Here is a 23,794-nt window from a genome sequence, read left to right as displayed (position 1 = left end):
TGGGGGGAAGCAGCACGAGCCATCTGTTCCGCTATTGATAGCAATAAAAAAAACGGGCCACCCGAAGGTGACCCGTGGTCGATGAGGAGATATCCGGTTGCAACCGATCAGTTGAACGCCAGGAAGGGTGAGACGCAGAGCAGCAGGCCGGTGACGATGATGATGTAAAGGGAGGTGCCCTTGTACTTGTGCAGCGCCGGTACCTGATAGACCAGATAGGCCGGGATGAGGCAACCCACCATACCGAAGATGGGGCTGCAGATGGAGGTGAAGCTCAGCACCGGTGCGTTGAGCACGATGGCACCCCAGGAGAGCATGACGGTAAAGACCATGATGCCTTTGCCCACCAGATCCCGGTTGATGCGGTTTTCCGGCATTACGCGGCGCAGCAGGTTCATCGCCAGTCCCTGACAGGCTTCACGGAAACCGAGGTAAACGCCGAAGTAGGCGGTCATCACCGCGAAGATGTTGAGGGTCAGGCTGAGCAGCTTGAGGGTCTGGCCGGGCATCCCCTGGGCTACCATGGCCAGCGCGGAGATGTTCTCTTCAGAGGCTTTGACCGCCTGATCGTGGCCCATGGCCAGGGTGAAGGAGACTGCATAGAAGAACACCACCACAAACAGGATGCCGAAGGCGATGTTCATGGCGCGCATCGCCTTGAAGCGGGCCACTTCCAGTGACTTCTCCCGGGAGCGGTAAGAGATCACCATGGGGCTCAGGCTCTGGATAAAGAGGATGGAGGTGAGGGTGAAGGGCAGCATGATGATGGCATCCTTCATCCAGTCACCGGCAGCGGGCATGGCGGTGATGTTGGCCGCATCCCACTTGTCCACCATCATCAGGCCGAGCACGGCTACCACGCTGATCTTGGTCAGCACCATAAAGGTGGAGATCTTGAACAGCAGGTTCTCGCCGCGTGATGCCAGCGCCACCAGACCGCAGATCAGCACCAGACCATAGAAGGGATTGTCCGAGATCAGACCGTCGGTAACGCCGAAGCTTTGCAAGAAGGAGGCGCTGTCATTGGTGATGGCAGTGGAGTAGACAAAGACCCAGATCACCAGCATCACAAAGTAGAGGGCACCGAGCAGCATGCCCCAGTTCTTGCCGAGGTAGCCCGTAATCACGCTGGGGTAATCCTTGCACTCTGGCGAGGTGGCCAGGGTGTTGATAAAGAGGCGCTGGAACATATACATGGCCGGGTAGCCGATCACCGCCGACAGCAGAAATACCCACAACCCCATCAGACCTACCTGTACCGGCAAGAAGACGATCCCCGCGCCGATGGCCATGCCGATGCTCATGATGATCCAGCCCCAGTCGGTGCTGTCGAAGCGAACCGCTTCTTTCCATTCCAGCGTGCCCATCGCGGGGCTGGCGAGTGTAGTGCTATGCGCGTCCATTAAAACCTTCTTTTTTGTAGGGGTGTGGGAAATTTGCGCAAATATAGTTGAATGAAACTGTCATAAACAATGCCCATAAGAGTACTTTTGTTCAAATCAGGATGGCGATCACGGTTTATATTGAGGCCAAAAGGTGCCTTTAAACGCCATTTTTGTATCTTTTTGTTGAATGAATAAAATAAAAAGCAAATAATGTTGAAGTAAATTAGATTCACAACTGCAAAAAAAATTGCATGCATTGGAGTGGTAAAATGAAAAGCATCATCACAGCAGCAGCGGCACCTGACGCTATCGGCCCTTACAGCCACGGCACCGCTTATGGCGATCTTATCTTTACCTCCGGCCAACTGCCGGTCTGCAAACAGCAAGGTGGGGTGGTGGAAGGGGGCATTGCCGCCCAGACTCGCCAGTCGTTGGAAAACCTGAAATCCGTGCTGGAAGCCGCAGGCGGCTCGCTGGATACCGTGCTCAAAACCACCTGCTACCTCGCCGAGATCAGCGATTTTGCCGCGTTCAACGAGGTGTATAAAGCCTATTTCCAGAAAGATTGTCCGGCGCGCAGCTGCTTCGCAGTGAAGGATCTGCCGATGGGCGTCAAGGTTGAAGTGGAAGCGATCGCCCATATCGCTCGTTAATGCTGAAAAAAGGTTCCAGAGATGAAACAAGCGTGGCAGCAGTATCTGCAAATTATTCAACAGGTTGTCAAACCTGCGCTGGGTTGTACCGAACCAATCGCCGCTGCCTATGCTGCGGCTGTCGCCGCCCGGCAGTTGGGGTGTGAACCCCGCCGCCTCGAAGTCGTGGTGTCGGATAATCTCTACAAGAACTCGATGGGTGTCTATGTGCCGGGTACCGGCAAGATCGGTCTGGCCATAGCGGCCGCGGCCGGTGCCATCGGTGGTAACGCCGATGGCGGACTGGAGGTACTGGCTGCCATTGGGCCCGAGCAGGTGGACCGTGCCCAACTGTTGATCGATGCCGGCCACGTGCAGGTGAGCCGCACCGCCGCTCCCGAGTTTATTTTCTGCCGAGTGACCGTGTTTGGTGTTGATGAGCAAGGGGAAGAGCACAGCGCCGACGTGACTCTGTGCGGTGGTCATACCCGTATCGTTGAGCAGCGCCGCGATGGTGAAATAACCTTCGTCGCTGATCAGAACCAGGGCGGTGCCACCGGTGCCATCTGTGACGGGGTCGATATCAGCATCGCCGCCATCTATGAGTTCGCCACCCAGGTGGAGTTCGAGCAGATCAAGTTCATTCTCCAGGCCTCTGTGCTCAACGGCAAGCTCTCCGCCGAGGGGATGAACAATCCTTACGGTCTGCAGATTGGCCGTACCATGCAGCAGAATATTCAGGCTGGCCTTATTGGTGAGGATGTGATGAACCGCATCGTGATGATGACGGCCGCCGCTTCCGATGCCCGTATGGGGGGCGCCACCCTGCCTGCCATGAGCAACTTCGGCAGTGGCAACCAGGGCATTGCCGCCACCATCCCGGTGATGGTGATTGCCGAGCGTTACGGTGCCAGCGAAGAGCAGCTGGCTCGCGCGCTCATCATGAGCCATCTGGGCGCCATCTATATCAAGTCCCACTATCCGCCGCTGTCGGCCTTTTGTGGCAATACCGTGACCAGCGCGGCGGCCTCCATGGCCATGGTCTATCTGGCGGGCGGCAGCTTCGAGCAATCCAGCTTCGCCATCCAGAACGTGTTGAGCGACAGTGCCGGCATGGTGTGCGACGGGGCGAAAGCCTCCTGCGCCATGAAGGTGAGTACCTCCTCCGGTGCGGCGGTGCGCGGCTTCCTGATGGCCCTCAACAGCCACTCGGTATCGGGGCAAGGGATCGTCTCTGACAACGTGGATCAAACCATCCGCAACGTCGGTCAGATGGTCAAGGACGGCATGTCTGCCACAGATACCACCATTATTGATATCATGTCCGCCTGATGTCCCTGTCGGCTGCTGCATGGCCTTACCCCACGTGTAGCAGTCCTTGCAAGAAGGTCCCATTGTGAAGCTGCAAGAGTTGAGTCCGAGCGATTTTGAGATCCTCAAGTCGATGGAGAACATAGTGGACGGCATCGCCGCCATGTATGGCCAGCACACCGAGGTGCTGCTCCACAGTCTGGATGGGCGCAATCCCTCGATCATCAAGATTGCCAATGGTCATATCACTGGCCGCAGTGTCGGCGCCCCCATCACCAATTTGGCGATGATGAAGCTCAAGAGCGGGCAGGATATCTCCAGCCCCTACATGACCAAGTGTGCGACCGGCAAGACGCTGCGATCCCTGACCACCGTCATTCGCAATAGTGAGCATCAGGCAATCGGGCTGCTCTGCATCAATAGCGACATGGATGCCCCGTTGCAATCCGTGCTGCGGACCATGATGCCGGAGTGCATGCATCCCCACGAGAGCCATGCCACACCTGAGGTGTTCGCCCGTAACATCGACGAAGCGCTCAACAGCACCATCGACACCGTCAGTGCCGAGGTGCGTGGCAACGAGGCGGTGCCGCCGTCCCAGAAGACCCGGATCATCGTCAACCAGCTGCACGACATGGGGATCTTCGAGCTCAAAGACAGCGCCCAGATCGCCGCGCGCCAGCTCGGCATCTCGGTTCACTCCATCTACCGCTATCTGCGGGAGATCAAGAAGGGCTGAGCCGGTTCAATCTGGCCAAATTGACAGCAAACGGGTCAGCAGTGACCCGTTTTTTACGCCTGCTTCAACAGGCCTGTTTGCGTCATCTCCCGGGCTCATCTGCTATCATCGTCCCCCTTCATATTTCTATCTATCTGAACGTGCTGGAGAAACCATGTCTCGACTCATCTATCTGCTGCGCCACGGCCAGACCCGATTCAATGCCGAGCAGCGTCTGCAGGGGCGTTGCAACTCCGACCTGACCGACAAGGGTGAGGCGCAAGCCATCGCCATGGGGCGGCGGCTCGCCGACGAGCTGGCGGATCCCGCCCGCTGGACCGTCTATGCCAGCCCGCTCGGGCGAGCCCGTCAAACTGCGCTGCTGGTGTGCGAGCAACTGGGGTTGCCAGCGGATCGCATCGTCTGGGACGATCGGTTGATGGAGCTCGGCATGGGGGAGTGGGAGAGCTGCCAGATCCCGGCGCTGCGGCTTGCCCACCCCGAACTCGATACCGGCAAGGGGGATTGGTATCTGCAGGCACCGGGGGCAGAGAGTTTCGAGAGCATCCAGCGCCGTGCACACCAGTGGTTGCAGGACCCGGCGATCGCTGAACGTGCCATAGTCATCTCCCACGGCCTGCTCGGCGCCATGCTGCGTGGCGTCTATGCCGATCTCGACTATGAGGCGACCTGGTCACAGGAGTTGCCGCAAGATGCCTTCTATAAGCTGCAGGATGGCCATATCACCCGCATTGCCTGCTAGTTGCTGTGAGGTGGGCACCATGGCATGGAGTATGATGGCCACCTTCGTGTAACCCACCACCAAGAATGAAAAACCGGGAGCTGGTGAAAACAAGTGGGAGATGGCGGGATAAACTCAGGAATTGCGGGGCTTGTAGCGTGATGTGGTTAAACCAAGCCGTTTAACCGCAAAATGAAAACTTTCGAGTCAGGCAGCTAGTCGATGCACTGAAAATGAAAAACAGGCTGGCCGCCTGTTTTTTCTTTTGTGTGACAGCGAGTGGTTTAAATCCGGGTTTAAGCGACTGTCTGTAGCACCACCAGTTAAAAAAAGTCGTGCCCGGCCCAGACTACCTTGCCGATCACGGCCAAGTTCTCCAGCTGGTTGGCTGGCACGACCTGCAGGGGGTAATCATCGCGGTTGTCGCTGATGATGGTGATCCCGCCATCGAAGTTTTTCTGCAGGCGCTTGGCGTAGAGCTCTTCTCCCAGGCGCAGCACGAAGATGGATCCATCTTCGATCTGATTCTTGCTGATATCGACCAGGATAGAGTCCCCAGAGTGGATGGTGGGCTCCATGCTGTCGCCTTTGGCGAAGACCACCACCAGGTTATCCGGGTTTAACTTGCGAAACGTGAGCCACTTGCGGCGAAAGGCCAGCTTGCGTTTAACCTCATGATCATCATTAAACGCACCATGGCCGGTACTGACGGTGACATGGTAGCCATCGATCAGCGCGTACTCCTCATCAAACTCCTCACGTCGCACCGTCTGCTCGGCCGCTCCATCGGGATGTTTCGGGCCCTGACCGGTGGCCAGCCACTCCAGATTCACATTGAACGTCCGCGCGATGCGCAGCGCCTTGTCGATGGTGGGCAGTGAATTAAACGGAGGGAAGTATTTGCGTATCCCCGACTCACTCATCCCCACCAGTTCGGCAAATGCCTTGTAGCTCAGACTCCCGCGCAGCTCATCCAGACGGTCACTCAAACTATCCATTCCCGCCGTCAGAAAAGATACCTCACCGTCTTTTTGTACTGATTGTGGTTTTTCTTCATAACGCTCTGACATACAAGGAATTCTCGGCTAGTGGCTAATGCTGGGGAGTCGATAGACAAAAAATTCCGCACAAAAAGACTTGTCAATCTTTTTGGGGTGATCAATCATTCATATGTGACGCATTGCGACATAAAATCATTCTTTTATGAATGACAAAGATACGCGCTGCGACACTTGATGATACCGAAACGGGGTGAGTATGTCAGGGAAAACACCAGAGTGGATCAGGGCTGAGCTCATAAAATGCGGATATTCCCAAGCTGCTTGGGCCCGCGCTAAAGGGTTGCACCCCCGAGCCGTACAGCGTTGCATCAAACACTATGCTCCGGCCAGAGGGATTAGCCCCAAGCGTCGGGAAAGCCGCGCCATCATGGCCCTGCTGTCCGAATCGCTGGGGATCGACCTGCTGGGAGGTGACCAATGAGCACCTGGTACACCGCCCAGGCGCTGGCCGGATTGGTCGGCATGCCCGCTTACCCCGATGGTGTGCGCAAAAAGGCCGAGCGTGAAGAATGGCAAAGCCGCAAGCGCGAGAAAGGCAAAGGGGCCGAATACCACATTGGCTCAATGCCGATCGAAACTCGCCGTTACCTGGCAGAGCAAGCCGTGGCCGCACAAGGTCATGCGGTGACCGACCATGCAGCGGGTGGCAAGGCCATGGCCAAGTTGCTGGTGCGCGAGGTGCCAGTCAAACCGGAGGCTGGCCGCAAATTGCTGACTTTGGGGGAGGGGGCTCGCCAGAAGGTCGATGCCAGACTGCTCATCCTGCAGGCCGCCGATATCTTCCTGGCCCCCTATCACGCTTGCCAACAAGGGGAGGTGGGTCGCCGCGCCTTTATCGAGGCATACCGTGCCCGCACTCTCGCCCTGCCTGTCAGCGTTTATGAAAGGCAAAAGCCATTCAGTCTGATCACCCTGCGCCGCTGGCAAAGTGCGCTGGCGGATGAAGGCCCCGCAGCCCTGGCTGGCAACTATCAGCGGGAGCGGCCATCAACCGTCGAACAGAGCCCGGATCTGGCCCAGTTTCTCACCGCCCTGGTCACTACCAAACCCCATCTGGCCAACAAGTGGGGGGCGCTGCACGAACTGGCCAGCCAATACAGCGAAATGAACCAGCTGGGATGGCAGATCCCCAGCCAATCCTCCTTGCGCCGCTGGATGGTGAAATGGTTGGCAGAGAACAAGGTGGCGTTTACCTATACCACTAACCCGGATGCCTACAACAACAAATACCGCAGCGCGATCGAGGAGATGTATCCCTGGATGGCCCAGCCCAACGATGTGTGGGAGTTCGATAGCACCCCGGTCGATGCCATGCTGGTGGATGGTCGCCACAGCATCATTGCGGTGATCGACGTGTATACCCGTCGCGTTCGTCTGTTGGTGGCCAAGAGCTCATCGAGCGAGGGGATCTGCCTGCTGCTGCGCAAGACCCTGCTGGCCTGGGGCACGCTCAACGATAACGGCGTGATGCGCACTGATAACGGCTCTGATTACGTGAGCCAGCGGGTCATGTCCATCTGCACTTTGCTTGGCATGAACGTCAGCCGCTCCAACGCCTACTCGGGGTGGGAGAAACCCCATATCGAACGGTTTTTCCGCACCCTGAGCCACGGCCTGATCGAGCTGTTGCCCTCCTATATCGGCCACTGCGTGGCAGACCGTCAGGTGATCGAGGCGCGCAAGAGCTTTGCCCAGCGGCTGGAGGAGAAGCGCAAACCGGATGCGCAAAAAGAGATTTACGAGCTGGCCATGACGGCCGCCGAACTGCAAACCCTGCTCGATAACTGGCTCGATGCCCGTTACCACAACCGCAAGCACAGTGCCCTCGGGGTCAGCCCCAATGAAAAGTACCAGCTGGCCCGTTATCAGCGCCGCGCGATCCCTGATGAAGCTGCGCTGGATCTGCTGCTCAACCATATCGGTGAAGCGACCGTCTCCAAAGGCTTTATCAAGGCCGGTGGCCTCAAATACAGCGCCCCCGAACTGTTGGAGCACAACTGGAAGAGCCAGCGGGTCAGCGTCTTCCTCGATCCGAGCGATGTGGGGCGCGCCATCTTGTACCGCACCGGCGACTGGAACGAGCGGATCGAGGCCATCAACATCGACCTGCTGGGCAATGGCATCAGTCCTGATGCCTTCCGGGCGGCCAAAAAAGCCGATGCCAAGGCGCTGGCCAGCTTTCGCCGCGAGATGCGCAACCTTGCCAAGACCTTTGGCATCGACCAGCTCCATCAGGATGTGGTGCGCCACTTCGTCGATCAGGCCAAGGGTATTGAAGCGTTCAGTCGTCGCGATCTCACCCTTGATAACCCGGCATTGGCCGCGCTCACCGGGGTCTCAGCGCCCGCTGAACCCACCCGTTTCAATGCGGCAGAGCTGGCCGCCATAGAAGCCAGACGAGAAGCGAAAGCGCAGCGGGCGCAAGCCACCGCAGGGCAGGAATCGAGAGCACTCAAGACCGAGTACGAGCAAGCCATCTATCTGGCAGAGCGGGAGCTGGATACCCCGCTGACAGAGCGGGAGAAGGAGTGGCTGACCCGATACCTCTACAGCCACAAGCTGATGGCAAAACGCATTAACCGCCATCTGGATGAAGTTCGGGCCACCCGCCGCACCCAGGCAAAAGGTTAGCGAGTAGCCCGAAAAGGCCCAAAAACAAAGGACAAACCCACTATGAAACACAAGATCGTTGAAGTCAAAAACATGATCAAGACCGAGCAGCTGCTCGACAACTTGCTCAACCGCTCCAGCATCGTGCCAGGCATTGGTCTGATCCACGGCCCCTCCGGCTTTGGCAAGACTACTGCCGTGGAGTGGCTGTTCAACCAGGACGAAGTGAACGGCATCTATGTCCGCTGCTACAAGGCCGACACGGTGACCAGCCTGCTGGAGCAGATTGCCAAAGAGATCGGCATCCCCCAGCGCCACAACCTGCGCGCCCAGGTCGATAGCATTGTCGAAGCCGTGCGGGCCGAAGAGCTGGCCATCTTCGTGGATGAGGCCGATTACGTGGTCGGCAATGCCCGCATCATGGAGACCCTGCGTGATATCTACGATGCCACCGAACAACCCCTGATCTTGGTCGGGATGGAAGAGATTGCCCGCCGCATCAGCCAGCGCAAGCAGCTGTTTAACCGCATATCCCAATGGATTGAATTCAAACCGGCCGATCTCGATGACGTGTCCCTGATTGCCAGCGAAATGCTGGAGGTGGACGTGGAGATCGATGATGCACTGCTGGATCTGATCCGCAAGCGCTCCAACGGCGTGGTGCGCACCATCGTCTCGGCCCTCGACAAGATTGAAAAAATGGCGATGGCCTCTGATGCCCGGATTATCCGGCTGGAGGACGTTGACGCCAGCGAGTTGCTTCATGACGTGCGTCGCAGCCGCTAGCCGTCAGGCTACAGCCAATAAAAACAAAGCACGGGAGGGATTCCAGTGGTTGATACAAAAGCAACGCTAATGACGTTGCAAGCCTGGGAATGGATGTGCCAGCAAGAGACTTTTCTGATCAAGGACGTGATCGCCGTGACGGGAATGTCTGAGGCACATATCTACAAGGTCGTGCGTGACTGGTTGGCCGCTGGCCACCTCATTAAACACCCGGACGGCGTGGTATCCCGCCCGGCCTATTTCAAAGTGGTTAGCGCTCAATACATGCCACCGATTGGCAAAAGCAGTGGCCAGAAGCGGCCCAAATGCAGGAACAAGCGCAAAACCAATCAACAGAAAATGTGGAACACCATGAAGATCAGCCGCTTCTTCACCCTGACAGACCTGATGCTGACGGCAGAGACGGGTCAGAAACAAGCCTGGTTTTACACCGATAGGTTGGTAAAAGCCGGTTACGTCAAGGTGCTGTTCAAAGTTGACAGTTTGCTGCCTGTACCCGCCAGACACGGCCTGACAGGACGCTATCAGCTGGTCAGGGATACAGGCCGTTATGCCCCGCTGTGCCGTGACCATGGTTGCTGGGATCAAAACCAGCAGCAGTTATACCCGTTCCAACGGGAGGAGGAGACACATGGAAACGTGGCTTGAGGTGTTGCAGGCCGAAGTGGCGGCCAGTTCGCTGGCCCAGGTCGCCGAGAAGCTCGGGCTCTCTCGCACCACCATCAGCCAGGTCTGCAACGAAAAGTATCCCGGCGATATGGCAAGGGTACAGACCCTGGTGGAAGGGGCCCTGATGGGCAACAAGGTGAGGTGCCCCATCCTGGGGGATATCCCTGCTCATCAGTGTCTCGCTCACCAACGTCGTGGCCCGAGCGAAGTGGGTAGCAGTCCGATGGATATCAAGCTCTGGAAGGCATGCCGCAGCGGTTGTCCCCATAGCCAGCTGACGGAGGAGCAACAACTGCGCCGCCCGATGCGGTTATCGGTAGAGCAGGGCAAAGGGTCACAGAAAACGGCTCGCTATGACGCCGAGGCCACCCTCTCCAGATTGCGCCGTCAGGCCAAAAGCGATGGCGACAATGCCAGCAGCAGCCTGCGCATTCTGAGTGAGCTGCTGGCCGAAGAGCTGAAAATCATGGCCATCAAATACAACCGGCTGCTCGACAAGCAAGCAGGCAAATAACGGTTGGCGGGGCTCTTTCGCGGTGGGCCCAGTGACGAGATCACAAGGAGAACGGGATGAAAAAGCATCTGCACAGCAATTTGCAAAAAACCGCCGAGCAACTCAGCCACTGGCTGACGGCCAAGGGATATGACGTTCGCACCAGTCGGGTTTGCCATACCCCGCTGCTGGCTGTTACCGGGCCACTGCCCAAAGAGATGCAGGCGCGCGCCGTGTTAAGCCGTGAATGTCTGGCGGGCGTTGTGCGTGAAGTCGCCCTGGTGCGCTTTGGGGGTTGCTTGCTCCACTGGCGCCAGGAATCCTGAAACCAACAAGGGCGATGAGATGAGCAAAATCCAGCTTGAGATAGAAGACGAGGCGCTGGCGCGGGTGGTGCTGCGCCAGTTACCCAAGTTTCTCGAATTCTGCAGCGCGACCCACCAAGAGGAGCTGGCGAGCGCGACAACAGAGCAGTACAGCGCCGTGATGTGCCCTCCGGTGCCCGGCAGCAACAAGAGCCATTAAGGAGAAGCCCATGCAAGAAGCACAAACCAGCAGTACCACCCCGATGCGCCAGAACGCCCAGGGGCACTGGGTACCGGAAAACCTGATCGCCCCGGCAGACAAGCTGCGCGATGAAGTGGTGCTGGCCATTATCGCCGCTGCTCGCGAGCAGCGCGCACAGCTGGCCGCCTTCAAGATTGGCGCCATGCAACAGATCGCCGACTTTGTGGATCTCTCCGCCGAGCAGTACGGCGTGGCATGGGGCGGTACCAAGGGCAACGTGACCCTGCTCAGTTTTGATGGCCGTTACAAGCTCATTCGGGCAGTGGGGGAGCACCGTAAATTTGATGAACGGATCCAGGCCGCCAAAGCGCTGATCGACCAGTGCATCGAACGCTGGAGCGATGGCGCCAGCAGCGAGATCCGCGCCCTGGTAGACCATGCCTTTCGGGTATCCAAGAGCGGTCATATCGACGTGAATCAGGTGCTCTCCCTGCGCCAGCTCAATATCTATGACCCGGATTGGCTGTTGGCCATGCAAGCTGCTGTCGATGCCATCCAGGTGACCGGTACCAGCCAATATCTGCGGCTCTATGAGCGTGACGCCCACGGGCGTTACATCCAGATGAGCCTGGATCTGGCCAAGGTATAAGGAGGAAGCGTGATGGAAATCAACGTGGAAAAAGCCGAAGAGCAGCTGCTGCTCTGTGAGCAGATCACCGAAACTGAGGGTACCTGCTACCCCGACGATACCTATGAGGATGGCATCAAGGCAGCATTGCTCTGGGCGCTGGGGCTGGGGCCCGCGCCCCTCAATGTCGAGGAGTATCAAGGGGTGACGCCACTGCAGTTCGATTAATGACCCGATGCGAAACAGGGCGGCGATGCCGCTCTGTCTGCCCGGTGTGGTGGCCGGGTACTGATGAGCAACCAAACGATCTGGGCCCAGGTCTTCACCGTCTTGATACAAGGAGCACGGCGATGACCAAAACAGAGATGGATATTCGGCTTACCAAGATATTCAGCAGCGCAGCCATTGCACTGGTAGCTGCTGACAAGCGGGCTGTGTGCAAACAGCTCAAACAGTTTGATAAAGAGGCGCGCGCCCGTGGTTTTCACGCGCTGGCCGGAGAAGCCTGCCAGATGCGCTGGCAGCTGGTGGCCGAACTGCAGCAGGCCAAATCGGCCAGAGATTGTGGTGGGGTACACGGAACCGGGGATCGCCATGGCCATCTATAGCCCCCTGCTAGCTCCCCATATTCTGGCTCGCCGCCTGCAAAGCGGTCGGGCCTGTATCACCGAACTGGGGTTGGAGCAGCGCTGCCCCCGTTGTGGCGAGTTCTGGCCATGGGATACCGAGTTTTTCGGTTTGGCGAGTGATGCCACCCGGCTCTCCAGTTGGTGTCGGGGGTGCCTCAATGAGCACTACCAACAGCTGAGGGTTGCCGGGCAGCATTATGACAGCGATGCAGAACGGGGAGGGGATAGGTGATGGACAAGCGCAGCAGACTGATCCGGTTGGTACAGGTGGGGCGCCGTGCGTTGGCGCTCGATGACGAGTGTTACCGAGACCTGCTGGCCAGCCACACCGGCAAGCGCAGCGCCGCTCTGTTGAACGAACAGGAGTTGGAACAGGTGCTGACTGCCTTCAAGGCGGCGGGCTTTATTCCCAAACCTGCTCGCCATGCAGCCAACAAACGGTTGAGTCCAGCGGCCGGTAGCCACGTCAGGGTCAATGAAATTGCCAAGATCAGGGCCATCTGGTGCGAGATGGCCCGCCTTGGCATCGTCAGGGATGGTTCGGAAACCGCATTAAACCACTGGGTTCAACGGATGACCGTCCGTTTAAACGGTGGGGTAGGGGTGGCCGAGGTGGGCTGGCTGGATGCGCCTCTGGCCGTCAAAGTGCTGGAGGCGCTGAAAAAGTGGTCACAGCGTTGTTAATGGTGCGAGTGGTTACTTGTTTGATCGAGGAACTTGCAAAGTGGGTAAAACAACTCTGGGTAACCTCATCCGTTCACATTGGGAGCAGAGATATTCTCGCCAGTAAGGCCAGACATGATAGCTGGCGTTTTGCAAAGAAAACGCATCTATACACTCTTGCGATAGTGCCGTCTTGACTTGGTATTCTGCAACAAAGTCAGCTTCGATGATTGCCTTGATTTGAGGCTCATTTTCTTCGTCATGTTCACCCTCTGTAACAGGTTGGATCCAGCGAGTGCCCATACGGATAAAAATTCGCAGCAGTTCTTGCCCACCATCCAGTGTCAGTAACTGGCTTTGTTCAACAATGTGCATTTGCTGCACCTGCAATTGATCCATATCGCTAAAGTACTTTGGATCAAAATCATCAAGGCAAGCTGCATGTGAGGAATGCAAGTAGACGTCGTTGATAACAAGAGCATCAATGGCCTCTTGCAGTACCTTGTTGGCCTTAGCCATAACTAACCTCATGCTGGAAGTTACGTCTGGTCGTGATGACCGCTTGCTGACGTCCGGCGTTTGCCATATCGATAGCAACGATCTGCCATGGATCTTGCGCTTGATAGACGACCCCTGCATCTCGTCTCAGTCGTTGCAGAACCAAGGGCATCTCATCAGCAAGTCTCAATAACTTGTCCATGGCTTCAGACTGGATAACATCGTCCGCTTCATACTTGGAAAATGCGACAGGACCACCACCAAATACACGCGCAGCGGTTTCTTGGGTCATCCCCCAGCGTTGCCGTAATGCTCGTACTTGGGCTCCAGTGAGGAGACCCATCACCATTTTTCTAAACGCCAGTGTGTCTCGTTTGTTGTGCCGTAGGTCGGCAGCCGTTGCCTGCTCACTACCGCAAGCGTCACACACAGAGTAGTGGCTTGGGCGCATGGCAGTGTGACCCATGTATTCGACTTCGATATCTTCAATCTGATGATGCAGATGGCCCGATTCGCAAATCGGGCATACGGTTGCAGCCATCTTGAACCTCCTAGCGTGTAGGTACGTGGGCCGATACCAATAGTAGTATCTTGCCTGTTTTACCTATCGCGAACTTGATGTAGTACTCCACGCGCAAATCCCTGTACGCGTACTCATTCCACTCATCTCGGCCTAATTGGTATGCGTCACAAGCAGCCCAAGGGCCAGTTGGGCGTTGTACACACCATTGAGAATTGAGGTACCGCCCATGCTGCAGTGTGTCACGCAGCAACTGTTGAATATCAGCCTCGTCAAACGCCAATCCTTGCAAGTCACTCTTGCAATCTCTTGTCCATGGGATAGTGCTCCCGCTTGACAACACTGCCAGCACATCGGCTGGGTTATAAAGGGGACCAGCTAGACGACGCTCGGCATCAGATGCGCCCTCTGCGGGTGGTTGCCCTGTGTAGGCACTGACATTATTTACCATTATGGTAACTTTTTTCCACTTATTCTTTGATGAAAGGGTGTGCAGCTCACAAAACATACCCGTGCGAGGCTAGATGACAATACTATCATAATGGCTGGGGGACAGTGGGTTCTACCCCGGATGTCTGAACTACATCCGCCAGCTTTGTCTAGTCACTCCACCGCGCCAGCAAGCGAGCTAGAAAACCGAGCAGGCCGGGATGGTGGTAGTAGTTAGACAGATTTCCCAAAAAGAGCTTTAGTGCTGCGACGACTACCCCAAGCCAAAGTAGTATTTCACCCAATCTTTCAGCCCAGTGCAGACGGCGACCGAACACCTGATCCAGCAAGGGGGTCGGGTCAAAGGTGCCCGGTGATATGGCATGTTGTTGCGATGCCAGCAAGCTTTGCAAAAACCAGGGCACAAGCAGAGAGAAGATAATGAAACCGGCCACCCCGAGTATGAGTGCGCCTAGCCAGCTGATCCGCAGCATGGTGCTGGCAGTATCGCTGACCAGTGAGCCCCGTTTGCGCCGATAATAACGTCGTGCCATTTCCCATCCTTGGTGCAAGTCAGCAGGTCAATAGAAGCGATTTCTGAGAGTTTTCAGGCGAGTGTGGGTGAGATAGATGCCACTAACCATAATCATCAGGCCGATAAATGCCAGCGCAGCCCAGATCACACGAAAAACCGCAGTGGGTGCGATGTGAAGGTGCAACGTACCCTCCGCAAATTGCATCGGGTCTGGTTGAAAAAAGCCGGGGATGATCATCAGCAGCAAGCCAATCACAGTGCAAGCATAGGCAGGGAAGAAGGCTGCTGGTGCCATATCCAGCATGATCATCATATCGAGCAGCCACTCTTTAAAGCGTGCGTTCCATTTCATTCGTCTCAATCTCCATTTGATAACGAGGGACTCAGTATGCGCTAAAAAATGTGCGCATAAAATGGCCTGTGTTCTAATCGGCGCACCGCTTTTTCTGTTTTGCCGGGGGAGTCATGGAACAAAATCAGGATCTCTTTGCTGATGATCACGCCTCGCTGGGGCAGCTTGTCGATCGCCTTGACCAGATCCCGGCCTCCGAACTGACGGCCAAATGGCCCAAAGCCTTGAGCGAGCTGGTGGATGTGCTGGCCTGCGAGTTGGTCAGAGGGGGGATGGCACAAGAACAGGCCAAGGCTCAGGCCCGAAAGTTGGCGCTGGTACAGGCCCATTATATGGGTGGCCGTGCCTACTACATCCCCACCGGGGATCATCTCAAAGCGGCGCTACGTGATAGGGCCATCTGGGATGAGTTTAATGGCCGCAATATTGACCAGCTGGCCCGTAAGCATGGCCTTTCAGTGCCGCAGACTTATGCTGTGGTGGCGGAGCAACGAGAGCTGACTAGGCGCCGTCATCAACCGGACTTGTTCGGCTATTAATAGCGATACGACTCACATTAAAGAGAAACCCCGCTGCGGCGGGGTTTTTGCTTGTTAGGTTTTAATCGTCTTTGTTCGCTTGGTGGGCGCAATATGCGCACAGCCCTTGTTCATAATACGTTGTACGTTCGCTATAAATGATTCGTTGAGAACAGACATTACAGCGCAAAGATTCCGCTTGAGCTTTACGATCCCATGCGGCTTCGGTTTCTTCAAGCTGGCGCTTTTCCCTACCCATGTTATTACTCCTATATAGTTGTGGCTTTGATGGTTGTGCGTAAGATGGTAAAAATCTAACCATCATACTTATAACTACTGCAAATACGATGTGATCACGTTGGCAAGTTAGACTTCTAACCCACCATAAACCCATGCCATAGAGGCCCCTCGGTACGCTGCTGATAACGCAGTTCACCGAGGGGCCTTTATGTTATCACTCGCACTTCAATGGCTGCTTCGTCCCGATGTGGAAGGGGGCGAAGTCAACCATCCCGCCGACCGTGGTGGTCATACCAAGTACGGCATCGCCGATGCTGCCGATGGCAAGAAGGACGGCATGGCCGACCTCGATCGGGATGGGGTACCCGATATTGCTATCGGCGCTCTGACCCCGACCCATACCGAGCCCTTTTACCGCCAGAACTACTGGGCTCCCGCCCGCTGTGACCTGATCGCCAGCTTAAGCCCGGCACTCTCTATCGCCGTGTTTGATGCTGCGGTGCATCACGGGCCGAAACGCGCCATCCAACAGCTGCAGCAGGTCTTGGGGGTGATGGCAGATGGCCGCCTTGGCCCGGTGTCGATTGGCAGGCTCAAGCAGCAACTGGGCGCCAAGGGGGAGACCTCATTCCTGCTGGCGCTGATGATGCAGCGGGCCAGCTTCATGCACGGCATTGTGCGCAAAGACCCGAGCCAGTGGGCCAATGCCGATGGCTGGATCAACCGGCTGCTGCGTCTGCAGAGCTACCTCCTTTCTGACGTGGTTGGCGAGGTGGTGGTATGAGCGTGCTGACCATCAAGCAACAGAAGGCGGCGGCCGCGATCCAGGCTGCGGGCTGCTTTGGCATCCCTGAGCTCAAGAACCCCCGTTATCTCGCTTGCTTCAAGGATGGGCGCAAAGCCCATCTCAAGGCCGCTTTGGCCAATCAGATCGCTGACCCGGAGGCGATCCCGCTCTATAGCCACCACCAGACCCGTCAATCCCTCTTCGGCTCTTTGTTGACAAATAAGGGGTGGCGCTCGGTGACCGAACTGGATCGCCTGCGGGCCCGTGCCCGTCATTCCCAACCTCTGTTATTTCAACCCCAAAAGAAGGAAGTCCATCATGCCTGATTCCCTGTTACCTCAAGCGAAATCTGCCTTTAAAAGCCGCACCGTGATCGGTGGTGTGATTGCCGTGGGGGCCGGTATTGCGGGCCTGTTCGGTGTGCCGGTCGATGCGGGTACCCAAGCCAGCTTGGCATCCACCCTGGTGGATCTGGCCAGTGCGGTGGGTGGCCTGCTCGCCATCTGGGGCCGCATCAAGGCGACTCATACCGTCCGTTAGAACAATGTATGAGCCTGTTCCAGTGGGCGTGATTGGCGCAGCCAGTTTGGTCTCGGACAGCGCGCAGAAACCGCAGCGTACACGCAGTACGTGAGGCTTTCGAGCACTGTCCAGGGCCAAAATGGCAAGTGAAATAGCCTAATGGGATGGGCTCCGGGAGAGGTCATGTGACAGACCATATAGACCGCGCCCAGCAGGCCGATGCCGATCGGACTGGGCGCATTATCGAAGCCCACCAGAACAGGGCAAGGCCACACGGCGATGGTATCTGCTGCGATTGTGACGAAGCCATCCCGCCCTCCCGCCTTGCAGCCGAGCCTGGTGCCGAACGCTGTATCGAGTGCCAGACCCTGTATGAGCGCAAGGAGGCGACCCGTGTGGGATTTCATCGTTAAGGGGAACAGGAGGCCGCATTTATTGCCGTGCCAGAGCGAGGGGGTCACCCATGTGGGAATTCATCGTTAAGAACTGGGGCCCGCTCTATGCGTTGGCCAGCCTGGTGGGTCTGGTGGTCATCATCTTGCTCTCCAAAACCTACGCCAAGCGCGAAGACCTTACTGCCCTGGTGCAGAGAGTCCAGCGGGTGGAGCAGGTACTGGCTGATCTGCCAAGCGAGCGTGAGCTGCACAAGCTGCAGCTGGAGATCAGCGAGTTGCGGGGGGAGTTGCGGGAGGTGAAGCCGGAGCTGCGCCAAGCCCGCCGCCTTGCCGATCTGCTGTTGGAAAATGAGCTCGCCGCTGTACAGAAGGAGAAGCCATGAGCATTCAACAAATTCTGTTATGTGAGGCCCAGCAGTGTTTCATCAGGCTGCCGCGACCAGCCGCACTTAAGGAGAAGCCATGAGCATTCAAGCGATATTGGACGCCCAGCAGCGACTGGTGATCCTGCGCTCCCTGCTGGATATCGGTGGTGCCGCCAACGAGTCAATCCTCAATGACTGCCTCGACCAGTTGGGTACCGGCCGGGTGACGCGGGATCGGGTGAAGACCCTGCTGGCCTGGCTGGAAGAGCAGGGGCTGGTGCGCATCGAGCGACTGGCCACGGTGCAGGTGGCTCACCTGACCGGGCGGGGCCAGGACGCAGCAGAGGGCCGGGCAACGGTGCCCGGCGTCAAGAAACCCAGGGCGGAGGATTAAGCATGGCCGATAAACCGACCCGAGGCCGCGCCAGCAAGGTGTGGCTGCTGCCTGAGTCCATCCGCAACGCGCTCAATGAGATGCTGCGGGATAAGGGCAACAGTCAGGCTGCCATCCTGGATGAGATCAACGGCCTGATCGAGGAGGCGGGGTTGCCCGATGAGCTCAAGCTCTCCCGCTCCGGGTTAAGCCGTCATGCCAGCCAGGTTGAACAGGTCGGCCAGCACCTGCGGGATTTGCGTGAAACCACGGCCGCCTTGACCTCTCAGCTTGGCGATAAGCCGATGGGGGAGACCACCAAGCTCATTCTGGAGCTGGGTCGTTCCCAGCTGTTCAAGGCGATGCTGGCTCAGGTGCAGAACCCGGAGGAGGCGGTGGATATCGACATGCTGAAAAACGCCATGCTGGCGGCTCAGCGGCTCGAATCGACTGCAATGCAGAGTCACAAGCGGGAGAAAGAGATCCGCCAGGCATTTGCCGAAGAGATCGCCGCCAAGACCGAAGCCATTGTAACTCAGGCAGGCTTGAGTGGTGAAGCCGCCGCCGAGATACGCCGCGAAATCCTGGGGATTGCCTGATGACCGCCATTGCTCAGACCCCTATCGCCCAGCAGTTGGCCCAGACCCTGGGTACCGAATACAACCCCGACGAGGTGTTGCTGCCGTACCAGCGCATCTGGATTGCCGACGATAGCCCGCTCAAGATTGCCGAGAAGAGCCGCCGTACCGGTATCACCTGGGCAGAGGCCGCTGACGCGGCTCTGACGGCATCCAAGACCAAGACGGCCGGGGGTTGCCACCACTTCTATGTGGGCAGCAACAAGGAGATGGCCCGCGAGTTTATCGATGCGGTGGCGATGTGGGCCAAGGCTTACAACAAGGCGGCCGGAGAGATCCTGGAGGAGGTGTTCACCGACGACGAGGATAAGGCGATCCTCACCTTCGTGGTCTATTTCGCCTCTGGTTTCAAGGTGCAGGCGCTTTCCAGCAACCCCTCCAACCTGCGGGGGATGCAGGGCAATGTGACCATCGACGAGGCCGCTTTCCACGACCGACTGGCCGAGGTGTTGAAGGCCGCCATGGCGCTGACCATGTGGGGCGCCAAGGTGCGGTTGATCAGTACCCATAACGGCGTCGATAACCTGTTTAACCAGCTGATAAACGACAGCCGAGCGGGCCGTAAAGAGTATTCCATCCATACCATCAGCCTGGACGATGCTTGCCGCCAGGGGCTCTATCGCCGGATCTGCCAAGTCAAGGGCGGTCTTTGGACGCAGGAAGCAGAGGACGCCTGGAAAGCGGGGCTGCTCAAAGCCACCGCCACCGAAGAGGATGCCCTTGAGGAGTATTTCTGCGTACCCAAGCAGAGCAGCGGCGTCTATATCAAGCGCACCCTGATCGAGCGGGCGATGCAACCGGATATCCCCATTCTGCGCTTTACCGCCCCCAAAGACTTCGAGCTCTCGAGCGAGGAGACCCGCAAAGCAGTGGTGGATATCTGGTGCGAGGAGAACCTCAAGCCCTGCCTGGAAGCGCTCGATCGCAATTGTCGCCACGTGCTGGGAGAGGACTTCGCCCGCAAGGGGGATTTGTCGGTGTTTGTGCCGCTCTCCCTCTCCACCAACTTGCGCAAACGGGTGCCCTTTGTGGTGGAGCTGGTCAATGCCCCCTATGAGAGCCAGCGCCAGATCCTGTTTTATTTACTGATTGGGCTACACCGTTTCACGGCGGCGGCCTTCGATGCCACCGGTAACGGCGGCTATCTGGCAGAGGCTGCCAGACTGCGCTGGGGCGCCAGCATGATCGAGTGCGTGATGCTCAATGACCCTTGGTATCGGGAGTGGATGCCCAAGCTCAAGGCAGAATTTGAGGATGGCAACCTGGCTATCCCGCGCCATGCAGACGTACAGGATGACTTGGGGAAAATCCAGGTCATCAACGGCATCCCCAAGATCGACAAGGGCAAAAACACTGGTCAAGGGGGCCAACAGCGCCACGGTGACTTTGCGGTGGCCCTGGCCATGGCGGTGCGGGCCAGCTGGATGGAGGGAGGCGCTATCGAGTTCACCCCGCTGCCCAACAAGCGTGATGAAGCAAGGGGCGATAACCATCATTCGTTCGAGAGAGGGGCCTGGTAATGGGCAGGATCATCGATATCAACGGCAATCCCCTGCGGCTTGAAAAGGAGCCGCAGACCGAGAACTCGGCGGCGCTTGCCCAGTTGCGCCGTCACTACAGCGAACACCCCACGGTGGGGCTTACCCCGAGCAGGGCGGCTGCCGCATTGAGGGAGGCAGAACAGGGCAACCTGATCGCCCAGTGCGAGCTGGCCGAAGACATGGAAGAGAAAGACGCCCACCTGCAGAGTGAACTCGGCAAACGTCGCCGCGCTCTGCTGGGGGTCAGCTGGACAATCGAGCCGCCCCGCAATGCCACCCCTGCGGAAAAGCGCGACAGCGAGATGATCCGCGAGTTGATTGAGGACTTTACCTGGTTTGATGATGCCATCTTTGACGCCACCGATGCGGTACTCAAGGGGTTTTGTGCCCAGGAGTTCTGTGGCTGGGAGCTGGTGGAGGGGTTGCAGCTTCCCAAGGGCATCATCTGGCGCGATCCCGCTTGGTTTCAGACCCACCCGGACGATCGCAACCAGTTGCGGCTGCGGGATAACAGCCACGAAGGGGTTGCCCTCAACCCCTTTGGTTGGTTGCTGCACAAGGCCAAGTCCAAATCGGGATATCTGGCCCGCACCGGCCTTGTCCGTACCCTGATCTGGCCGTTTCTGTTCAAGAACTACAGCGTGCGCGATCTGGCGGAGTTTCTGGAGATCTACGGCCTGCCGGTGCGCCTTGGCAAATACCCGGAAGGAGCGACCGAGAAAGAGAAGGCCACCCTGCTGCAGGCGGTGCTCTCCATCGGGCATAACGCCGGGGGCATTATCCCGCGCGGGATGGAGATTGAGTTCCAGAACGCCGCTAGCGGTCAGGCCGATCCCTTTGTGGTGATGATGGAGTGGTGCGAGCGCTCCATGAGCAAGGCCATTCTGGGGGGCACCTTGACCTCACAGGCCGATGGTAAGAGCTCGACCAATGCTCTGGGCAATGTCCATAACGAGGTGCGCCAGGAGGTACGTGATGCCGACCTGCGCCAGCTGGCCGCCACCCTGACCCGCGATCTGGTTTATCCGCTCTATGCCCTGAATGGCAAGAGCTACCAGGGGCCGCGCCGCAGCCCCCGGTTGGAGTTTGATGTGACCGAGCCGGAGGATATCTGCCGTTATGCTGACAGCCTGCCCAAGCTGGCCGCCTGCGGCATGCGCATCCCGCTCGACTGGGCCCACAAGAAGATGCAGATCCCGCAGGCCGAGCCCGATGAGCCGCAACTGGTTGCCGCTACGTCGGCCAGCAAACCGCCAGCTGATAAAGGGGAGGGGTGATGGCGGCTGCTGTTTTTAGCGACCGCTCTTCTTTAGCCCCCGCTCTTCTTTAGCCCCCTCTCCCCTTGCGGGAGAGGGTTGGGGTGAGGGGGTGGTAACGTCAGTTTGTCGTTGGCACAACAAGCAGCAGGGGGTAATCAGATGGCAAATAACGAGAGTGCGCTGAATGTGGTGGGGTTGGTGGAGGCGAGCGACTATCTGGCTCCCTTGCTGGTGGGGCTGACCGATGCCGTTCAGGCGCTGATGCCGAGGAGCCACGTTTGCCGCAAGCCGCCCCTATCTCCCACTCTTTGTCGCAAAAAAGGGAGAGGGTTGGGGTGAGGGGGGAGGTTGCAGGGGGAAAATAAAAATACCCAAGCGGCCAGATACTGACGGCTTGGGTATCGCGCCCACCCCTATCCCTGTTGGTATACAGCCATTTCGGCTACTGGGAGACCTGTTCGCCTAGCTCTGTATGAGCCGCCTGCATACCCCTTGTCGATTTGAATCGCGCCGTGAGAGCAAAGGGCTGTTCACAGGGCTTAACTCGCAAGAGTGCTCAAATCTGTGGCGGTATTGCCGCCTTTCAGAGCGTTAAGGTGCTCTGACACCTGTTTGGGTGTCCGGTGAGGCTACCATTGTGCCGGGTACTCCTCAATCCCTTCCACCTGGAAGCCGTGTTGCAGCAGGGCTTGGCGGATCAGAAAGGGGAGGATAAGGGTATCCGAGAATTGATCAAACGGAGGCTCTTTCGACAAGTTATCGATAAATTGTATGAATCGTTTTGCGCTTACTAATGGGGTTATATCAGAGAACCATACAGCTTCTTCGTTGTGGCTATCGAGTAAGGTGTTGCCACTGTCCATGGGGATACGATTTTGCCATACAACAGTAAATGTATCGTACCCATGATGATGCACAATCAGGCGCCACTCAGGATAGTTTTTGCACAGTTTCCCGCTCTTGGTTTCGCGCCGCAGGTTGTAGAAGATGTGCTGGAAAATCACCTTGCCCTCAACCCGATAAAATTTCTTCGTCTTGGTTTCATCGTCGATAGACCAATAGAGGCGAAAGGATTGGCGGCGCAGCGTATGGCCATAGCGGGTCAGCAATTCGGTCAGTTGCCCCTCATTGGCCAGTTTCGTCCCTTTTGCCCACGCGCTGACAATAGATTGCTGGGTTCGGCAAAGCGCAGCGATCTCTTTTTGCGTAAGACCATCATTTAGGGCAAGCCGGATAAGGGCCCGAGTCTGTTTAAAGGGGCGCTTGGCGCCGGTGGATTGCTCGTTCTGTGTCATAGGGATCCAGATAAGGGGGGACGAGCCCCCCGGTGTCTCTTGCTTACTTTTTGCCGCTGCTTTTCGGGTTCTGCGGATTCAATTGCCAGCCACGGTGCCCCTGATTACGGTCATAGGTAGGGTTGGTACCGTTCGAGCCTTTGTTGGGGTTGCTGATATCGGCATTGTGGTTTGATTGCTTGGTCATAACATTCTCCCTTGTGTGTGTGATGACGAGAGAAATGTTAGCTAATTCATAATCTTATACCATTGATGATTTAATGATAAAAGTTGATAAACCGTGATATTTGACCTGGCTGCCCAATTTTCACTGGGCGCAGGATACGAGCACTGGCACAACAAGCAGCAGGGGGAATCAGATGGCAAATAACGAGAGTGCGCTCAATATGGTGGGGTTGGTGGAGGCTAGCGACTATCTGGCCAGCTTGCTGGCACGGCTCGCTGCACTGGAGCAGGGGAACGGCGTGGCTGCGGTCAGCGCTTTGCCAGAACTGCTGGCTGCCCAGCCCGATCCCCGCTCTCTCTACTTCGGTACCCCGCTTGAATATGGCGCGGCCCACCAGTTCGGGCGCCCAGAGATCAACCTGCCAGAGCGCCGCGCTCTGGGACTGTCAGAAGGGGATAAACAGAGCGTGCTGGAGACGCTGGAGGGGTATTTGACGACAGGCATTCCCTAAGCCTATTGGCATGCTT

At 57.4% G+C, this 23,794-nt stretch carries 35 protein-coding genes and 1 other RNA gene; 28 read left to right on the top strand and 8 right to left on the bottom strand.

Going from position 1 to position 23,794, the window contains the following annotated elements; translation table 11 throughout:
* Window positions 1-107: 107 nt before the first annotated feature.
* Complete coding sequence (locus tag BN4575_RS02330) at window positions 108-1,403, bottom strand: hypothetical protein (protein ID WP_083220976.1); 1,296 nt, start codon at window positions 1,401-1,403, stop codon at window positions 108-110.
* Between the two features lie 251 nt (window positions 1,404-1,654).
* Between BN4575_RS02330 and BN4575_RS02325 the strand changes: the two genes are divergently transcribed.
* From BN4575_RS02325 to BN4575_RS02310, 4 genes are all read left to right on the top strand, one after another.
* Window positions 1,655-2,038, top strand: coding sequence for a Rid family detoxifying hydrolase (locus tag BN4575_RS02325; protein WP_042058012.1), 384 nt, complete (start codon window positions 1,655-1,657; stop codon window positions 2,036-2,038).
* Between the two features lie 21 nt (window positions 2,039-2,059).
* The gene (locus tag BN4575_RS02320) at window positions 2,060-3,349 is read left to right on the top strand and encodes an L-cysteine desulfidase family protein (protein ID WP_068976978.1); all 1,290 of its coding nucleotides are present in this window, start codon (window positions 2,060-2,062) and stop codon (window positions 3,347-3,349) included.
* 64 nt (window positions 3,350-3,413) lie between these two features.
* Window positions 3,414-4,067 carry a helix-turn-helix transcriptional regulator gene (locus BN4575_RS02315; protein WP_042021179.1) on the top strand — a complete coding sequence of 218 codons (654 nt, stop codon included), beginning with the start codon at window positions 3,414-3,416 and terminating at the stop codon, window positions 4,065-4,067.
* A gap of 154 nt (window positions 4,068-4,221) precedes the next feature.
* Window positions 4,222-4,809: a histidine phosphatase family protein gene (locus BN4575_RS02310; protein ID WP_068976977.1), complete on the top strand. Its 588-nt coding sequence runs from the start codon at window positions 4,222-4,224 to the stop codon at window positions 4,807-4,809.
* A 302-nt stretch (window positions 4,810-5,111) separates the two neighbouring features.
* Here the strand turns inward: BN4575_RS02310 and BN4575_RS02305 are convergent, their stop codons facing one another.
* Window positions 5,112-5,858, bottom strand: coding sequence for a LexA family transcriptional regulator (locus BN4575_RS02305; RefSeq protein WP_083220975.1), 747 nt, complete (start codon window positions 5,856-5,858; stop codon window positions 5,112-5,114).
* A 408-nt stretch (window positions 5,859-6,266) separates the two neighbouring features.
* Between BN4575_RS02305 and BN4575_RS02300 the strand changes: the two genes are divergently transcribed.
* The 12 genes from BN4575_RS02300 to BN4575_RS02245 all read left to right on the top strand — a co-directional run bounded on the left by BN4575_RS02300 (window position 6,267) and on the right by BN4575_RS02245 (window position 12,855).
* Window positions 6,267-8,480 carry a DNA-binding protein gene (locus tag BN4575_RS02300; RefSeq protein ID WP_068976975.1) on the top strand — a complete coding sequence of 738 codons (2,214 nt, stop codon included), beginning with the start codon at window positions 6,267-6,269 and terminating at the stop codon, window positions 8,478-8,480.
* Between the two features lie 42 nt (window positions 8,481-8,522).
* A complete protein-coding gene (locus BN4575_RS02295; protein WP_058059563.1) occupies window positions 8,523-9,245 on the top strand; it encodes an AAA family ATPase in 723 nt (240 codons plus the stop codon).
* 45 nt (window positions 9,246-9,290) lie between these two features.
* Window positions 9,291-9,893 carry a hypothetical protein gene (locus tag BN4575_RS02290; protein WP_148610685.1) on the top strand — a complete coding sequence of 201 codons (603 nt, stop codon included), beginning with the start codon at window positions 9,291-9,293 and terminating at the stop codon, window positions 9,891-9,893.
* Window positions 9,877-10,428, top strand: a complete 552-nt coding sequence (locus tag BN4575_RS02285; protein WP_068976974.1) for a transcriptional regulator — start codon at window positions 9,877-9,879, stop codon at window positions 10,426-10,428. Before BN4575_RS02290 ends, BN4575_RS02285 begins: the two co-directional genes overlap by 17 nt.
* A 56-nt stretch (window positions 10,429-10,484) precedes the next feature.
* Entirely contained in the window at window positions 10,485-10,733 is a 249-nt protein-coding gene (locus BN4575_RS02280) for a hypothetical protein (protein ID WP_005353401.1), read from the top strand.
* 19 nt (window positions 10,734-10,752) lie between these two features.
* Complete coding sequence (locus BN4575_RS02275; RefSeq protein WP_068976973.1) at window positions 10,753-10,932, top strand: hypothetical protein; 180 nt, start codon at window positions 10,753-10,755, stop codon at window positions 10,930-10,932.
* A 10-nt stretch (window positions 10,933-10,942) separates the two neighbouring features.
* A complete protein-coding gene (locus tag BN4575_RS02270) occupies window positions 10,943-11,563 on the top strand; it encodes a DUF3164 family protein (RefSeq protein WP_068976972.1) in 621 nt (206 codons plus the stop codon).
* A 12-nt stretch (window positions 11,564-11,575) separates the two neighbouring features.
* Window positions 11,576-11,770, top strand: coding sequence for a hypothetical protein (locus BN4575_RS02265; RefSeq protein ID WP_068976971.1), 195 nt, complete (start codon window positions 11,576-11,578; stop codon window positions 11,768-11,770).
* A 7-nt stretch (window positions 11,771-11,777) separates the two neighbouring features.
* An RNA gene (locus tag BN4575_RS02260) (hammerhead ribozyme type II) lies at window positions 11,778-11,847 on the top strand.
* Window positions 11,848-11,892: 45 nt separating this feature from the next.
* Complete coding sequence (locus tag BN4575_RS02255; protein ID WP_068976970.1) at window positions 11,893-12,150, top strand: hypothetical protein; 258 nt, start codon at window positions 11,893-11,895, stop codon at window positions 12,148-12,150.
* Window positions 12,137-12,403: a hypothetical protein gene (locus tag BN4575_RS02250; RefSeq protein ID WP_068976969.1), complete on the top strand. Its 267-nt coding sequence runs from the start codon at window positions 12,137-12,139 to the stop codon at window positions 12,401-12,403. The genes BN4575_RS02255 and BN4575_RS02250 overlap by 14 nt, the downstream gene beginning before the upstream one ends.
* On the top strand, window positions 12,403-12,855 hold the full coding sequence (locus tag BN4575_RS02245) for a gp16 family protein (RefSeq protein ID WP_068976968.1): 453 nt from the start codon (window positions 12,403-12,405) through the stop codon (window positions 12,853-12,855). The genes BN4575_RS02250 and BN4575_RS02245 overlap by 1 nt, the downstream gene beginning before the upstream one ends.
* Window positions 12,856-12,867: 12 nt before the next feature.
* Here BN4575_RS02245 and BN4575_RS02240 read toward each other — a convergent pair whose 3' ends face one another.
* From BN4575_RS02240 to BN4575_RS02225, 4 genes are all read right to left on the bottom strand, one after another.
* Window positions 12,868-13,353 carry a preprotein translocase subunit SecB gene (locus tag BN4575_RS02240; RefSeq protein WP_068976967.1) on the bottom strand — a complete coding sequence of 162 codons (486 nt, stop codon included), beginning with the start codon at window positions 13,351-13,353 and terminating at the stop codon, window positions 12,868-12,870.
* Window positions 13,346-13,873 (bottom strand): type II toxin-antitoxin system MqsA family antitoxin, encoded by a 528-nt coding sequence (locus BN4575_RS02235; RefSeq protein WP_068976966.1) that lies wholly within the window; start codon window positions 13,871-13,873, stop codon window positions 13,346-13,348. The genes BN4575_RS02240 and BN4575_RS02235 overlap by 8 nt, the downstream gene beginning before the upstream one ends.
* 578 nt (window positions 13,874-14,451) lie before the next feature.
* Window positions 14,452-14,835 (bottom strand): hypothetical protein, encoded by a 384-nt coding sequence (locus BN4575_RS02230; RefSeq protein ID WP_068976965.1) that lies wholly within the window; start codon window positions 14,833-14,835, stop codon window positions 14,452-14,454.
* A gap of 27 nt (window positions 14,836-14,862) precedes the next feature.
* Window positions 14,863-15,168 carry a hypothetical protein gene (locus BN4575_RS02225; RefSeq protein WP_068976964.1) on the bottom strand — a complete coding sequence of 102 codons (306 nt, stop codon included), beginning with the start codon at window positions 15,166-15,168 and terminating at the stop codon, window positions 14,863-14,865.
* 113 nt (window positions 15,169-15,281) lie between these two features.
* On the opposite strand from BN4575_RS02225, the gene BN4575_RS02220 reads away from it, so the two are divergent.
* From BN4575_RS02220 to BN4575_RS22400, 11 genes are all read left to right on the top strand, one after another.
* Window positions 15,282-15,707, top strand: a complete 426-nt coding sequence (locus BN4575_RS02220) for a Mor transcription activator family protein (RefSeq protein ID WP_068976963.1) — start codon at window positions 15,282-15,284, stop codon at window positions 15,705-15,707.
* Window positions 15,708-16,134: 427 nt separating this feature from the next.
* Window positions 16,135-16,710 (top strand): glycoside hydrolase family 108 protein, encoded by a 576-nt coding sequence (locus tag BN4575_RS02215; protein WP_068976962.1) that lies wholly within the window; start codon window positions 16,135-16,137, stop codon window positions 16,708-16,710.
* A complete protein-coding gene (locus tag BN4575_RS02210; protein ID WP_068976961.1) occupies window positions 16,707-17,039 on the top strand; it encodes a hypothetical protein in 333 nt (110 codons plus the stop codon). The genes BN4575_RS02215 and BN4575_RS02210 overlap by 4 nt, the downstream gene beginning before the upstream one ends.
* Window positions 17,032-17,253 carry a hypothetical protein gene (locus tag BN4575_RS02205; RefSeq protein ID WP_005353373.1) on the top strand — a complete coding sequence of 74 codons (222 nt, stop codon included), beginning with the start codon at window positions 17,032-17,034 and terminating at the stop codon, window positions 17,251-17,253. The genes BN4575_RS02210 and BN4575_RS02205 overlap by 8 nt, the downstream gene beginning before the upstream one ends.
* 167 nt (window positions 17,254-17,420) lie before the next feature.
* The gene (locus BN4575_RS02200) at window positions 17,421-17,648 is read left to right on the top strand and encodes a TraR/DksA C4-type zinc finger protein (RefSeq protein WP_068976960.1); all 228 of its coding nucleotides are present in this window, start codon (window positions 17,421-17,423) and stop codon (window positions 17,646-17,648) included.
* A gap of 50 nt (window positions 17,649-17,698) precedes the next feature.
* A complete protein-coding gene (locus BN4575_RS02195; protein ID WP_016350122.1) occupies window positions 17,699-18,013 on the top strand; it encodes a DUF2730 family protein in 315 nt (104 codons plus the stop codon).
* A gap of 79 nt (window positions 18,014-18,092) precedes the next feature.
* A complete protein-coding gene (locus BN4575_RS02190) occupies window positions 18,093-18,389 on the top strand; it encodes a VpaChn25_0724 family phage protein (protein WP_058059547.1) in 297 nt (98 codons plus the stop codon).
* A 2-nt stretch (window positions 18,390-18,391) separates the two neighbouring features.
* Window positions 18,392-18,967 (top strand): DUF3486 family protein, encoded by a 576-nt coding sequence (locus tag BN4575_RS02185; protein WP_068976959.1) that lies wholly within the window; start codon window positions 18,392-18,394, stop codon window positions 18,965-18,967.
* Window positions 18,967-20,526, top strand: a complete 1,560-nt coding sequence (locus BN4575_RS02180) for a terminase large subunit domain-containing protein (protein WP_068976958.1) — start codon at window positions 18,967-18,969, stop codon at window positions 20,524-20,526. Before BN4575_RS02185 ends, BN4575_RS02180 begins: the two co-directional genes overlap by 1 nt.
* Window positions 20,526-21,824 (top strand): DUF935 domain-containing protein, encoded by a 1,299-nt coding sequence (locus BN4575_RS02175; RefSeq protein WP_068976957.1) that lies wholly within the window; start codon window positions 20,526-20,528, stop codon window positions 21,822-21,824. The genes BN4575_RS02180 and BN4575_RS02175 overlap by 1 nt, the downstream gene beginning before the upstream one ends.
* A gap of 141 nt (window positions 21,825-21,965) precedes the next feature.
* Window positions 21,966-22,145 (top strand): hypothetical protein, encoded by a 180-nt coding sequence (locus BN4575_RS22400; protein ID WP_256028861.1) that lies wholly within the window; start codon window positions 21,966-21,968, stop codon window positions 22,143-22,145.
* Between the two features lie 290 nt (window positions 22,146-22,435).
* Here the strand turns inward: BN4575_RS22400 and BN4575_RS02170 are convergent, their stop codons facing one another.
* Together BN4575_RS02170 and BN4575_RS22030 are read right to left on the bottom strand one after the other, a co-directional pair.
* Window positions 22,436-23,101, bottom strand: coding sequence for a hypothetical protein (locus tag BN4575_RS02170; RefSeq protein WP_068976956.1), 666 nt, complete (start codon window positions 23,099-23,101; stop codon window positions 22,436-22,438).
* Window positions 23,102-23,144: 43 nt separating this feature from the next.
* Window positions 23,145-23,288 carry a hypothetical protein gene (locus BN4575_RS22030; protein ID WP_172953945.1) on the bottom strand — a complete coding sequence of 48 codons (144 nt, stop codon included), beginning with the start codon at window positions 23,286-23,288 and terminating at the stop codon, window positions 23,145-23,147.
* A gap of 172 nt (window positions 23,289-23,460) precedes the next feature.
* Here BN4575_RS22030 and BN4575_RS02165 point away from each other — a divergent pair, with 172 nt between their 5' ends.
* Complete coding sequence (locus BN4575_RS02165; RefSeq protein WP_068976955.1) at window positions 23,461-23,778, top strand: phage virion morphogenesis protein; 318 nt, start codon at window positions 23,461-23,463, stop codon at window positions 23,776-23,778.
* The last annotated feature ends 16 nt before the right edge of the window (window positions 23,779-23,794 follow it).

It is taken from the genome of Aeromonas sp. EERV15 (genome assembly GCF_900079845.1).
GTDB classification, from domain to species: domain Bacteria; phylum Pseudomonadota; class Gammaproteobacteria; order Enterobacterales; family Aeromonadaceae; genus Aeromonas; species Aeromonas sobria.
Note: the sequence above shows the minus strand (reverse complement) of the source record. Positions and strands in the feature narration are given on the sequence as shown.